Here is a 13612-nt window from a genome sequence, read left to right on the forward strand (position 1 = left end):
GAGAATATATACCACAAAAGACTATTTTTAACGAATGTTTGTTCGTAGAAAATGGTCTTTTTTTATTTAATCATGTTACAATATATCTATCTATTAAGATGGAGGTCGAACTTAGATGAAGATTTTTCATACTGCAGATTGGCATTTAGGAAAGCTTGTACAAGGGGTCTACATGACGGAGGACCAACGAATTGTGTTACAGCAATTTTTAGATGCAATTGATGAAGAAAAGCCAGATGTTGTAATTATTGCGGGTGACTTATATGACCGCGCACTGCCTCCTGTCGAAGCTGTTGATTTACTAGATGATTTACTTGCGGAAATCGTTATAAAACGCAAAGTACCGGTATTAAGTATTGCAGGAAACCACGATAGTCCAACACGACTTCAGTTCGGTAGTAAGTTGATGAGGGAAAGTGGCTTGCACATTGCAGGGGATTTAAATAAGGACATTAAAACCGTTGTATTACAAGACGAGTTTGGAGAAGTGAATTTTTATCTGGTACCCTTTGCTGAACCATCAACTGTGAAACACATCTTTGAAGATCCATCCATCTCTACGTACGATGAAGCAATGAAAAAAATAATCGATGTAATTGAAGAGAATATGGACAAGTTAAAAAGACATGTCATGATTTCACACGCATTTGTTACACCTCATGGAGAAATAGAAGAAAATACAAGTGATTCTGAACGTCCACTTGCAATTGGTGGGACAGAATGTGTAAGTGCGGAATATTTTCACCCATTTCATTACACAGCATTAGGGCACTTACATAAAGCCCATTATGTATTAAATGAAACGATTCGCTATTCAGGATCTCCATTAAAATACTCTTCTTCTGAAGCGACTCATGAAAAAGGATTTTTAATTGTTGACTTAGATAAAGACGGACAAGCAACCATTACAAAGCGTGCATTCATCCCGAGAAGAGACATAAGAATTGTGGAAGGAACAATTCAAGAAATTTTGAGACATCCTCAAAGTGAGGACTATGTTTTTGTGCAACTGACTGACTTAACGCCAGTAGTGGGTGCGATGGAGCAAATTCGTACAGTTTATCCGAATGCCATGCATGTTGAACGTAAATCATTACCACGACTTGAGGAAACTGTAGAGGGGCATGCAGTTCGAAGAGAACAAATGGATGATATGAGTCTATTCAAAGCATTCCATAATGAAATTCTAGGTGCTGAGCCTAATGAAATTTCGGTTCAATTATTTGAAGAAATTTTACAAGAAATGTTAAACGAAGAACGTGAAAGTAAAGTGACGGTGATGAATCGATGAAACCAATCAAATTAACAATGAGAGCGTTTGGTCCATATAAAAACGAAGAGGTTATAGATTTTACAAAGTTACAAGACCATCGACTTTTTGTTATTTCTGGTTCAACTGGTGCCGGAAAGACAACCATCTTTGATGGGATTTGTTTTGCCTTATATGGCTATGGAAGTGGACAAGATCGTAAAGATACCAAAATGCTCAGAAGTGATTTTGCCGATGATCAAGTTCATACAGCAGTGGAGCTGATTTTTGAGATTCACGGTCGACATTACCGAGTATTACGACAATTACCACATGTAAAAGAAGGTAGAAAATCAGCAACAGGGGAAAAATATGAGTTCTTTGAAATAGTCTCTGATAATCAAGAAGTACCTGTTGTGGAACGTCAAAAAGTAACAGATATCAATCAAAAGCTTGAGGAAATCATTGGTTTAACATACGACCAATTCAGTCAAATCGTTATGTTACCACAAGGTGAGTTTCGAAAACTATTAACTTCTCAATCTGATAACAAAGAAGAAATCTTACGAAAAATCTTTAAAACGAATCGCTACGGAGAAATGACGAAGAAATTAGAGGAAAAAAAACGTCAGGCTGAGGAAAAACTCAATGAAGCAAAAATATTAAAAAATACTTATATCGGTCAATTATCAGGTGTCCTTCCTAAGCGTGACGATTCATATCTGTTTACATTACTAGAGCAAAACGGTAATATTTTTCAAATTCAAGATGCCCTACAAGAAGAGTTTGTGTATTATCAGCAAAAAGTAAAGGATGATCAAAAGAAATATCAAGAGTCCTTCGATCAGTTTCAGGAGAGACAAAAATTATATGTAGCGGATAAGACGTTTAATGAACGTATCGAGGCACATGAAAAGAAGATTGAGAAGTTACAACAATTAGAGCAACAAAAAACGTATTTTGAGAACTTGAAAACACAATATGATGAGGCCATCCGGGCAAGTCAAATAAAACCTTTAAATGACCAATGTATCTCGCTATCTCAAACGAAAATAAAAGAACAAGAAAAACTGCAAGAGGTAACACGTCAATTTGAGGCTACTAAGGATTCCCTTCAAAAGATTTACAAGGAGTTTATCCTTGAAGAGCAAAAGCAAACTGAACGAGATGAAGCCTTTAAACGTGTAATGAATCTACAGCAATTACTCCCAGTTTATGAAAAAATGAATCACCAAACAATTCTTGTGCAAAATTTATATAAAGAAACAGAGCAAGCGTCTTCATCACTTGAGCAGGTGGTAAAATTACTATCAACTAAAAAAGATGAAATTGAGAAAATTGCGTTCGTTATTGAGCAACTTGAAAAAGAAGTTGACCAACTTGATGAGGCGAAAGAGCAGCAAATTCATTTACGTGAAATTATGAATATGTATAAACAATATCATAACTTAAATGGACAAGTGCTTAATTTAAAGAATGAATGTGAGTTTGTTACTAAACAATATCAAGTAGCCAAAGAAGATTACGAACTTGAGGAAAATAGATGGATCAATAATCAAGCGGCAATACTTGCGACAAAGCTTTTGCCAGGTAGTCCATGTCCTGTGTGTGGTAGTACAGATCACAATGTTACCCATGGTGAAATAAATGACATGATAGATGAAAAAGAGTTAAAAAGATTGAAAACCATTTACTCAGAAGCACAACAAAGGAAATCTACTGCAGAAGCAAATTTACTTGCTATTACAAATCAACTCAATCAATGTTTAATTGAACTTAACCAATTGGAAGCAACAATTGAACAACAAGAAGAATTGACTAACCGATTTAACGAAATCAATGAGCTTGTACAACGATTGCAAGTAGGGAAAGAAAAGCTTGTAAAAAATAAAAATCAAATAAAACAATTACAACAAGACAGTAATCAACTTGAGCAACAAAGAAAGCATTTAGAAGAACATGAACGCCAAATAAAAGAGCAATTCCTTAAGGAAAATACAGTATTAGAGCAACAACGAAATGCGATACCAGAAGAATTTCAACATTTATCGCAATTACAGCAGGCACTCGCTACTGCGGAATCGTTTAAAAACCAACTTCAAATGGCTTGGGAACATGTTCAAAAACAATATCAACATGTACAAAATTTAGTTGCAAAAACAGAAGAATCCCTCAGATATCAAACAGACTTAGTTAAGCAATCTGAAGCTAACTTAGAAAGTGCGAAAGAACAATTTAGAACTGCTTTAAATGCAGCAGGTTTTGAAAATTATCAGCATTTTAAGGAGGCTATTCGTTCAGAAAAAGAACAACAGCAACTCCAACAACAATATATGAATTTTACAACTGAGCTCCATTCCTTAACAAGTCAGATTAAAGAGGAAGCAGAACATCTAAAAGGCAAAGAGAAAGTAGATTTAACCGAAGCAGAAAGATTATTAGAAGAATTAAAAGTAGCTTATGAGGAAGCGCAAAAAACTTTAAATTTAACGGAGACTTATGAACGAAACTGTATCGACTTTTCTGAAAAACTCGATCGTATTGCAGAAGAAATTTTCCAACTGGAAGAAGTATCTAATCAAATTGTCGATCTTTATAATCTATTACGTGGTCAAAACGGGAAAAAGGTGTCATTCGAGCGCTATGTTCAAATGGGTTATTTAGAACAAATTACAGAAGCGGCAAACATTCGGTTGAGAAATTTATCTAATGGACAATATTATTTACAATGCTCAGACAGACAAGAATCACATGGTCGACAAAGTGGATTAAGTTTAGATGTCTATGATTCATATACAGGCCAATCACGTGACGTCAAATCATTATCAGGTGGGGAGAAATTTAACGCATCCTTATGCTTAGCGTTAGGGATGGCAGATGTCATTCAAAGCTTCCAAGGAAGTGTACGAATTGATACGATGTTTATCGATGAAGGATTTGGGTCCCTTGACGAAGAATCGTTAATGAAAGCAATTGATACATTAATTGATTTACAAAAGTCTGGTCGAATGATTGGAGTTATTTCGCATGTTGCGGAGTTAAAAGCGGCTATGCCTGCAATTCTTCAAGTAGAAAAATCAAAAGAAGGATATAGTAAAACTTCTATTTTTGTTAAGTAAAATCATGATACTGATTTTGCCGTTCATCGTTTGGATGAGCGGCATTTTACTTAGAAGTAAAACAAGATTTGGTGGTCAAAGCCCTGATGAAGTTCAATTTCAGACAAGGCAAAGACAATTTTGAACTTCATAACCCTCTTGAACCTCAATTCCACTTCATCGCTTTACACAATTCTAAAGTTGTTAGTAAGTTGAACAACTAAAACGTTAACAATTAAAAAAGTATGCGAATTCTTTTCGCATACCTTAATAAATTCTATATTAGGGGCTTCTTAATTAGTTGTAATATTTATTATGATGACTTGTATTATTTTTAGCAGCCTTTCGACTATTCAAAGCGTCTTTTACGATTGGGTAAACTATTGGGGCTATTTTAATTAAAGTTTTAACGACCTTTCCAAATTTCATAGTGGATTCACTCCTTTAATTGACAGTAACTATTCATTTGTTTACTATTCCCTACTTTTACGAAATTAACTCCCGTCGAAATACTCGAACTGCTTGAAAGATGTTCCAGGCAGTTATAATAATCGTGATTGCAAAGTATATTAGAGTTGAAATGATTATACTAATGAATATAAAGTCACCATTGTCCATACTGGCAGTAAAGGAAAATACAATAATTAGAACACCGTAAAAGAGGCCTAGTATGGTAGGGATTGAATGTGATATTAGGGCACGTTTTGCATGAAATTTTACTTCTTGGTCTTTCGTGACAAAATACAAAATTAAAGGAAGTAAGAAAGGCGCAAAAAAAATACTTAGGTAGCTGATAGCAGAAATGACCTTAGATTGCTGTTCCAAAAAAATCCCTCCTTTTTAACGAATGGGTATTTTGAATATTTGTGGTTCATAAGATAATATTTTTAATCTTGTTGAAAAATATTAGAAGTTTGATAAAATAAAAGCGTTCTAACAATAAATAATGATGTATCAACCACAAGGGGAGCTGATGAAGTCAGCTGAGATTGTGCACGAATTGCACTAACTCTTTGAACCTGTAAGTTAACACTTGCGTAGGGATTGTGGATAGAAACCGACTCCAAATGGCGTCAGGCTCTGTCCTGGTGCCATTTATTTTTTTCTAAAAAAAATATATGGATGAAACGTTTTTGGACAAGATAGGGTGTAGAGTATCCCAATGTACAAAAACAATCATCAGGTATAGCGGTTATTTTCTATTCCTTCTCATAAGTTCTACATCAGAATAATAGAGAGGAGAGTTGTTATGAACAACAATAAAAGACTTTTAATGCTAGTTGAGATTGCCATTTTTGCTGCAATTGGTCTGATTTTAGACAAATTAACTTTGTCTCTATGGGCACAAGGTGGTTCCATTAGCCTTGTCATGTTACCAATCATTTTAATGGCCTTTCGTTGGGGACTATCGTCTGGTCTAATGACAGGGTTACTCATCGGTGTTTTACAAATGATTTTTGGTGGCTACATTTTACATTGGGCACAGGCACTATTGGATTATGTAGTAGCATTTTCTGTAGTTGGTTTTGCAGCAATCGTTCGTAAGCAAATTTTAGAAGCTGCAAGGGAAGTAAATAAGACGAAAATTAGTGTATATATTGTCATTGGTACTTTAATCGGTGGTTTTTTACGCTACTTAGCTCATACAATTGGTGGCGTTATATTCTTCGCAGAATATGCAGGAGATCAAAATGTTTGGATATATTCCATTGTCTATAATGCCTCTTACATGTTACCTGCAACTATTATTACAGCAGTAGTAGGTGCGCTGATCTTTAGTGCTGCACCACGTCTTTTAAAAACAAATTAAATAACTTTTGTTAAACGTATTTCCACTATATAAATAAATTAACTTTTACGGTTTCCAATCGTAAAGAGACGTCTAAAATTTTCAAGGCGTCTTTTTTTTATTATTTCCAATAATATCAAATTTCATAATCAAAAAAGGAAATACATACACGAATGTCTAATAAGAACTTGTGATTGTGTTATATTATATATGTGAATCTGTTTATTCAAGGAAGGAACGTCAAGATGATTGTAAAAACTAATGAAGAGCTAGAGGCTCTAAAAAAAATCGGTCGCATTTGTGCTGAGATTAGAGATGCTATGAAAGCTGCGACAAAACCTGGAGTTACAACAAAAGAGTTAGATGAAATTGCAGGTCGTATGTTTGAGGAAGCCGGAGCTATTTCAGGTCCAAAAGGGGAATATGATTTTCCAGGATATACGTGTATTAGTGTAAATCATGAAGTTGCCCATGGAATCCCAGGAGATAAAGTAATTCAAGAGGGAGATTTAGTAAACATCGATGTTTCGGGTTCTTTAGATGGATATTTTGCAGATACTGGAATTTCATTTGTTGTTGGTGAGGGTTACGAAGACAAGGAAAAACTTTGTACAGTAGCAAAAGCTGCATTTGATCGTGCAATGACAAAAGTTAAAGCTGGTTCAAAACTGAATCAAATTGGAAAAGCGGTTGAACGAGAAGCAAGGGATAATAAATTATCTGTCATTCTAAATCTAACTGGTCATGGTGTTGGCCGTGCGTTACATGAAGCACCTGATCATGTATTAAATTACTATGATGCATGGGATACAACAATTATGAAAGAGGGAATGGTGTTAGCAGTAGAACCGTTCATCTCTGCTAAAGCAGAACAGATTGTTGAAGCTGGTGATGGATGGACGTTTATCACACCAGATAAATCCCTTGTTGCGCAAATTGAACATACAGTCGTTGTAACAAAAGATAAACCAATTATTATTACACAATTGGACTAAATAGATAAATATCCCTAACAAAAAGTCCTGAACGCATAAAAGATGTGTTCAGGACTTTTTCTATTCCGAAATTAATTTAGATTACCTTTTTTAATAAAGAAAATACCTACAATTATTACGCCACTTAAAAATAGTGATGCGATTGTTACGAGTAGTTCTTCGAAACCGTTTGCAACTGCAATTCCAATATAAAACCAAATAAAAACAATTGGAAAGGCAATATCATAATGATGATAACGTAAATGCAATGCGATGGCAGTACCAAATGTCAATACAATCACAGTCCATAAAGCATTACTTAAGCCGAATGCTTGCCACTGAATTTTGACTAATATGTAGCAAAGGTGAAGAATGAATAAAAATACAGTTCTACTTAAATAAAGAGCAATCGGGATACGTAACGCAATTGATTCTTTGTTTAAAGGATAAGTGAAGTACAAACCAAACAGAGTGATCACTTGTAAACCGATTAAAAATAGTGATGTGTAATAATGATCATTATGGAAATTGTATAAGGAAGTAATTTGGAATATTACGGTAAGTATAAATAATACTAGCTGTAAAGTTGAAATTGAATCATGGCGATTCTTGAAGTATTTTATACACCACAACAATAAATAAACAATTATAACCAACCATAACGCAAATACATAAGTTGCAGGTGTGAATAAAATAGGTAATCGATTAATAATTTCTGGTGTTGTATGGCCATTCAATCCAAACCAAAATGCTTTTATTGTGATGGATGTAACCACAATAATAGAGACTAATAATGCGATTAATCGACCCATATACTTCACTCCCCCCTCTAAAATTATATACATTTAAATAAGATTCAACAACATTTTCCAAAAAGTTATAAATTTTTGTAAAATAAAGTTAGAGAGAAAGAGGAGTGGATTACTAATGAAACGAATTAAAGATATAGACTTATCATCATCAATTAGTAAAAAAGATTATAAAAAGCAATTAAAAAAATTGCAGTTAAAAATGTTAACTATTCAGCAAATCTTATTTAATAACAACATTGGTTTAATCCTTGCATTTGAAGGGATGGATGCGGCTGGTAAAGGTGGAACAATCAAGCGTTTGACAGAACGTTTAGACCCAAGGGGATTTATTGTACATCCAATTTCAGCACCTCTACCCCATGAACTAAAGTTTCATTACATGCACCGATTTTGGACAAAGTTACCTATGCATGGTCAAATAGGAATCTTTGATCGCTCCTGGTATGGAAGAGTGTTAGTGGAGCGAATTGAAAAGTATGCATCAAAAGAGGAGTGGACGCGTGCATATGAGGAGATTAATCTCTTTGAAAAAACTTTAACAGATGAAAATTATATTATGTTAAAATTTTGGCTTCATGTTGATCGAAAGGAACAATTAAATCGTTTTAAAGAGCGTGAAACTAATCCTTACAAAGTATGGAAGCTTACGGATGAGGATTGGAGAAACCGTGAAAAATTTGATGAGTATACTGCAGCTGCCGACGAAATGTTTAACAGAACTGATCAGGATTATGCACCATGGGTTTTAATAGGCGGAAATAATAAACAACATGCACGCATAATAGTATTAAAAGAGACAATTAAACATGTAGAAAAAGAGTTGGGTCGAAGAGGACTAAACATTACATATGTAGAGCTCTAGTAATCACAAGAAGACATTTCAAAGCGGAACGTAAATGGAGAATACATGATAGAAAAGAAGAAGTTAAATTGAATTAATACAGCTCCAAAGATTAGGTCAGAATTTGGGAAAGGTATTAGGTTAATTGAAAATGGTACGTAAATTATTTAAATTACTGAAAAAGGGTGATCAAATGGTTAAGATTGAGGGGGAACGATGCTATTTACGAACTTTAGTTGAATCGGACGCTAAAAGTTTAGCAGAATTATTAACGTACAATAAATATTTTTGGGCGACATATGAACCTCTTCATGAAGAAGAGTATTATACGGAAGAAGCTCAATTCAAAAAAATACTAGAGAGCATTCATTTAATGCGAGCGAATCGAGAGTATTCTTTTGGTATCTTTACAAAAGATCGAAAATATTTAATTGGTCATATTTCGCTATATGCAATAAAAAGATTACCTTATTCAAGTGCGTTTATTGGATACTCAATGGACGAAAGATTTACAAGAAAAGGGATTACTTCAGAATCTGTAAAGCTCGTTACGAGATTTGGGTTTGAGAGTGTTAAGCTGCATCGTATTGAGGCATATGTATCACCAAAAAATGAGGGGTCAATAAGAGTGTTAGAAAATGCCAACTATACTCGAGAAGGACTTTTAAGAGAACTACTATACATTAATGGTAAATGGGAAGATCATTATATGTATTCAATGCTACAAAATGAAAATGATTAAAATATAAAGGGTGACTCACCATCTAAACGATGTAAGTAAGTCATCCTTGACAATAAGAAAATATAAAAGCTGAAGATGTATTTTACTAGTATTAATTATTCTTCAGTTGATTTAAACATTGCAATGCCTTGCTCGGCTAAATAGACATTTCCGTCTGAAAGGAGATTTAACTTTCCTGTATTTGGTTCAATCGCCAGCCCATGTACTGGAGTTCCTTTTGGCATTAGCGGATGGTTGCGAATTAAATCTACACTTTTTTGAATACTTTCATCAACATCGCCAAACCCTCGTAACCATTCAATTAAATCAACACCTGAATAATTAATTGTGTTGATAATCTCTTCACTTATGCCACGTTCAATCATATGATCTACCATCTGATGAGGGTCGATTGCACTCATTCCACAATCATAATGACCAATTACATAGACTTCATCGGCTTGTAATTCATATACCGCTACAAGTAAACTACGCATAACAGCCCCAAACGGATGGTTAACGATTGCACCTGCACTTTTAACAATTTTTGCATCCCCATTGCGCATATTCATTGCTTTAGGCAATAACTCTACTAATCGTGTATCCATACATGTTAAGATGACTATTTTTTTATCAGGAAACTTTGACGTAATGTATGGTTCGTACTGTTTGAACTTAACAAATGATTCATTAAAACTTAAAATATCATCTAATGCTGACATTTCATTTCCCCCTTTATGTACTATAAATAATATAGCGATATTTATAAAAAAAGTCGACAAAACTCTGAATAGAATTTTGTCGACCAGTTATAATTAAAATTTTTGAGTTGGTTTTGGATCAATTTGAATTGAAGATTTAGAATCTAAGCCAACACGTAAATAATGAATAAACATAGACATAGAAAGCATAAGAACTGCGAAGAAACCTAATACTGTAGAAATAAATAAGCCCATTTAAAAAGCTCCTTTCGATTTAACAAGTATTTTGTAAACCTATTATACTATATAATAATACTTGAAGTAAGCCTATAAACGAAAATACTATTGCCAATTTCAAGCTGAATTTGATTTAAAATGCCCAATTTCCATTGCGGAATATTGCATCAACTGTACCATCTTCTAGAATTCCATCGATATCCATTTCTTCTGAACCAATCATAAAATCGACGTGTGTAATACTTTGATTTAAGCCATTTTCTTTTAATTCTTGCTGAGACATCGATTTACCGCCTTCTAAACAGAAAGCATAAGCACTGCCGATTGCTAGATGATTCGATGCATTTTCATCAAATAAAGTATTGTAGAATAACAGACCAGAATCTGAAATTGGTGAGTGGTGAGGTACCAATGCAACTTCCCCTAAATAGTGGGAGCCTTCATCTGTTTCTACTAAATCCCTTAATACCTCTTCTCCTTGTTCTGCTTCCACATTAACAATTTTTCCATTTTTAAAAGTAAGTTTGAAGTGATCGATAATATTGCCACCATAGCTTAATGGTTTTGCGCTCGACACATAGCCATTAATACCAGTTTTTAATGGGACAGTGAAGACCTCTTCTGTTGGCATATTCGCCATAAATTCATAACCTTGTTCATTTATACTACCGGCACCGCACCATAAATGGCCTTTTGGAAGTTCAATGACCAAATCAGTACCTGGAGCTGTATAATGTAATTTCGCATACTTTTTATTATTTAAATAATCTACTTTCTCGTGAAGGGTGTCGTCATGGGTTTTCCATGCTTCAATTGGATTTTCTAAATCAGCACGGGTTGCTTTAAAGATTGCTTCCCATAATGCAGGTACTTGCTGTTCTTTTGGTAAAGATGGAAATACCTTTTCAGCCCAGTGTTGTGATGCAGCAGCAATAACTGTCCATGAAATCTTATCGGATTGAACGTATTGACGGTACTTTGATAAGGCTTTTCCAGAAGCCTTTTGGAAAGTGGAAATCCTTTTTGCATCAATTCCTTTTAACAAGTCTGGACTTTGCGAAATAATACTTATAAATGCTGCACCTTGTTCAGCCAACCATTCACGTTCTTGCGATTTCCACGGTGGGAAGAAATCAAAAGAATCTCCTGGGGCAAGCTCATAACGTAAACGTGTTACTTCATCATCTACATAATCAACAAAGACTTGTTTGGCTCCATTTTCATAAGCTAATTTCGTAATTAACCTTACTAGCGGTGCACTATCAATCGAAGCTGCGATATATAGAAATTGATTTTTTTGAATGTTTACGCCAACTTTTACCGCTAATTCTGCATAGTTTAGTAATTTTTCCTCGAATGAATTGCTCATAAGAATTCCCCCTATATATACTTAATCATACTCCAAATTCTGATAATATATTAACGATAAACACTTGAAATTATCAAATGAATATATATGTTGGAGAATTGACAATAATACTTCACCAGATTCCCCTTAAGAAAATCAAAAGCATGTCGAAATAAATAGTAGCTGAAAATTTGGAGGTACGTTTATGGATTTATCAACGATCATAGGAATTATACTTGGGGTCGTAGCAGTATTTGTTGGGATGGTTCTAAAAGGGGCTAGCTTAAGTGTGCTTTTTAATCCGGCAGCCTTTTTAATCATTATTGTTGGAACCATTGCATCTGTTACAATTGCGTTCCCAACAAAAGAATTAAAAAGAATCCCAAAGTTATTTAAGATTCTATTTACAGAAACAAAGCTTACAAGTGATATAGAAATTATTAAAATGTTTTCTCAATGGGCAGATTTAGCACGCCGTGAAGGATTACTAGCACTAGAAACTAAAGCTGCAGAAATTGAGGATCCATTTTTAAAAAATGGTCTTACCCTTGCAATTGATGGACAAAATGCAGATTATATCCGCGATGTATTATCAGAGGAAGTTGAAGCACTTGAGGATCGTCATACGAGTGGCGCTCAAATTTTTTCACAAGCTGGTACATATGCACCAACTTTAGGGGTACTTGGTGCAGTAGTAGGTTTGATTGCAGCTCTAAAAGATATGAATGATATTGAAAAACTTGGACATGCAATTTCGGCAGCATTCGTTGCAACTTTACTTGGGATTTTTACAGGGTATGTTTTATGGAATCCATTTGCAAATAAATTAAAAAGAAAATCAGCAGAAGAAGTGAAACAAAAGTATATGATGATAGAAGGGATTTTATCGGTGTTAGAAGGTGAAGCCCCTCGTGTAATTGAGCAAAAGCTTGCTTCTTATTTATCAGTAGAAGACCGTGTGCGAATAACGAGTGAAAGCGGGGCGGGTGGCCTTGGCAAAGAGAACTAAACGAAAAAAACATGATGAGCATCCAAATGAATCGTGGCTTTTGCCTTATTCTGACCTCCTGACACTTTTACTCGCACTGTTTATTGTACTATTTGCTTCAAGTTCAGTTGATCAACAAAAGTTAGAAAAAATGTCCCGAGTGTTTTCTGGAATCTTTGATAGTGGTAGTGGTGTTATGGATTATAATGCAGTCGTAGAAAGTCCTCAAATTTCTAAGGAAGAAGCTGCATATTTAGAGGACCAAAAAGAATTAAAGAAAATACAGGGTGATGTAGATAATTTCATTGCGGTCAATGAATTAGAAAAAACCTTTGTTACTGAAATGACTGATGAAGGATTACTCATCACTATACGGGATAGCATTCTTTTTGACCCCGGTAGTGCAGATGTAAAAGGAGATTATCGTTCGATTGCGGCTGAGTTAGCAACCATTTTAACATTAGATCCACCTCGTCATGTAGTTATTACAGGTCATACAGATAATGTACCTCAAAACAGTGTGGAATTTAGCTCAAACTGGGAATTGTCTGTAATGAGGGCAGTTAACCTTTTAAAAATTATTGTAGCTACGAATCCTAATTTAAATCCAAAATATTTTAGCGCTAAGGGATATGGAGAATTTAATCCTATAGCATCAAATGATACGACTGAAGGACGTGCACAAAATCGACGTGTTGAAGTGCTTATACAGCAGTTAGTTAATGAGGACGGCTCAAAAATAGAATAAAAAATAGACGATGAGTGTTTGCTCATCGTTTTTTTTTTTTTTTTTGACTTATAACTAAACATATGTTTATAATTTAAACAAATGTTTATTGATGAATGGGTGAGTT

13 protein-coding genes and 1 riboswitch are annotated in these 13612 nt (G+C 34.5%); of the genes, 8 read left to right on the forward strand and 5 right to left on the reverse strand.

Annotation, left to right across the window (positions count from 1 at the left end; genetic code table 11):
* Nucleotides 1–115: 115 nt before the first annotated feature.
* Nucleotides 116–1291 carry an exonuclease SbcCD subunit D gene (locus JOD29_RS07070; RefSeq protein WP_124763905.1) on the forward strand — a complete coding sequence of 392 codons (1176 nt, stop codon included), beginning with the start codon at nucleotides 116–118 and terminating at the stop codon, nucleotides 1289–1291.
* Nucleotides 1288–4368, forward strand: coding sequence for an AAA family ATPase (locus JOD29_RS07075; RefSeq protein WP_124763906.1), 3081 nt, complete (start codon nucleotides 1288–1290; stop codon nucleotides 4366–4368). The genes JOD29_RS07070 and JOD29_RS07075 overlap by 4 nt, the downstream gene beginning before the upstream one ends.
* A 465-nt stretch (nucleotides 4369–4833) precedes the next feature.
* Here the strand turns inward: JOD29_RS07075 and JOD29_RS07080 are convergent, their stop codons facing one another.
* Entirely contained in the window at nucleotides 4834–5172 is a 339-nt protein-coding gene (locus tag JOD29_RS07080; RefSeq protein ID WP_124763907.1) for a magnetosome magnetite crystal formation protein family, read from the reverse strand.
* Nucleotides 5173–5300: 128 nt separating this feature from the next.
* A riboswitch (TPP riboswitch) is annotated at nucleotides 5301–5409 on the forward strand.
* A 187-nt stretch (nucleotides 5410–5596) separates the two neighbouring features.
* Here JOD29_RS07080 and thiT point away from each other — a divergent pair.
* Together thiT and map are read left to right on the forward strand one after the other, a co-directional pair.
* The gene (gene thiT / locus JOD29_RS07085) at nucleotides 5597–6157 is read left to right on the forward strand and encodes an energy-coupled thiamine transporter ThiT (protein WP_124763908.1); all 561 of its coding nucleotides are present in this window, start codon (nucleotides 5597–5599) and stop codon (nucleotides 6155–6157) included.
* Nucleotides 6158–6381: 224 nt separating this feature from the next.
* On the forward strand, nucleotides 6382–7131 hold the full coding sequence (map, locus tag JOD29_RS07090) for a type I methionyl aminopeptidase (protein WP_124763909.1): 750 nt from the start codon (nucleotides 6382–6384) through the stop codon (nucleotides 7129–7131).
* A 71-nt stretch (nucleotides 7132–7202) separates the two neighbouring features.
* Here map and JOD29_RS07095 read toward each other — a convergent pair whose 3' ends face one another.
* A complete protein-coding gene (locus tag JOD29_RS07095) occupies nucleotides 7203–7922 on the reverse strand; it encodes a tryptophan-rich sensory protein (protein ID WP_124763910.1) in 720 nt (239 codons plus the stop codon).
* Between the two features lie 115 nt (nucleotides 7923–8037).
* Between JOD29_RS07095 and JOD29_RS07100 the strand changes: the two genes are divergently transcribed.
* Complete coding sequence (locus JOD29_RS07100; protein WP_124763911.1) at nucleotides 8038–8784, forward strand: polyphosphate kinase 2 family protein; 747 nt, start codon at nucleotides 8038–8040, stop codon at nucleotides 8782–8784.
* A gap of 130 nt (nucleotides 8785–8914) precedes the next feature.
* Nucleotides 8915–9505, forward strand: a complete 591-nt coding sequence (locus tag JOD29_RS07105) for a GNAT family N-acetyltransferase (RefSeq protein ID WP_239585608.1) — start codon at nucleotides 8915–8917, stop codon at nucleotides 9503–9505.
* A gap of 95 nt (nucleotides 9506–9600) precedes the next feature.
* Here JOD29_RS07105 and JOD29_RS07110 read toward each other — a convergent pair whose 3' ends face one another.
* The 3 genes from JOD29_RS07110 to JOD29_RS07120 all read right to left on the reverse strand — a co-directional run bounded on the left by JOD29_RS07110 (nucleotide 9601) and on the right by JOD29_RS07120 (nucleotide 11791).
* Nucleotides 9601–10206, reverse strand: a complete 606-nt coding sequence (locus JOD29_RS07110; protein WP_124763912.1) for a beta-class carbonic anhydrase — start codon at nucleotides 10204–10206, stop codon at nucleotides 9601–9603.
* 93 nt (nucleotides 10207–10299) lie between these two features.
* Nucleotides 10300–10440 (reverse strand): hypothetical protein, encoded by a 141-nt coding sequence (locus tag JOD29_RS07115; protein WP_192894202.1) that lies wholly within the window; start codon nucleotides 10438–10440, stop codon nucleotides 10300–10302.
* A gap of 115 nt (nucleotides 10441–10555) precedes the next feature.
* Nucleotides 10556–11791 carry an aminopeptidase gene (locus JOD29_RS07120; protein WP_124763913.1) on the reverse strand — a complete coding sequence of 412 codons (1236 nt, stop codon included), beginning with the start codon at nucleotides 11789–11791 and terminating at the stop codon, nucleotides 10556–10558.
* 184 nt (nucleotides 11792–11975) lie between these two features.
* Between JOD29_RS07120 and motA the strand changes: the two genes are divergently transcribed.
* Together motA and motB are read left to right on the forward strand one after the other, a co-directional pair.
* Nucleotides 11976–12779 (forward strand): flagellar motor stator protein MotA, encoded by an 804-nt coding sequence (motA, locus tag JOD29_RS07125; RefSeq protein ID WP_124763914.1) that lies wholly within the window; start codon nucleotides 11976–11978, stop codon nucleotides 12777–12779.
* Complete coding sequence (gene motB / locus JOD29_RS07130) at nucleotides 12763–13506, forward strand: flagellar motor protein MotB (RefSeq protein ID WP_124763915.1); 744 nt, start codon at nucleotides 12763–12765, stop codon at nucleotides 13504–13506. Before motA ends, motB begins: the two co-directional genes overlap by 17 nt.
* Nucleotides 13507–13612: the final 106 nt, after the last annotated feature.

The organism is Lysinibacillus composti (genome assembly GCF_016908465.1).
GTDB classification, from domain to species: domain Bacteria; phylum Bacillota; class Bacilli; order Bacillales_A; family Planococcaceae; genus Ureibacillus; species Ureibacillus composti_A.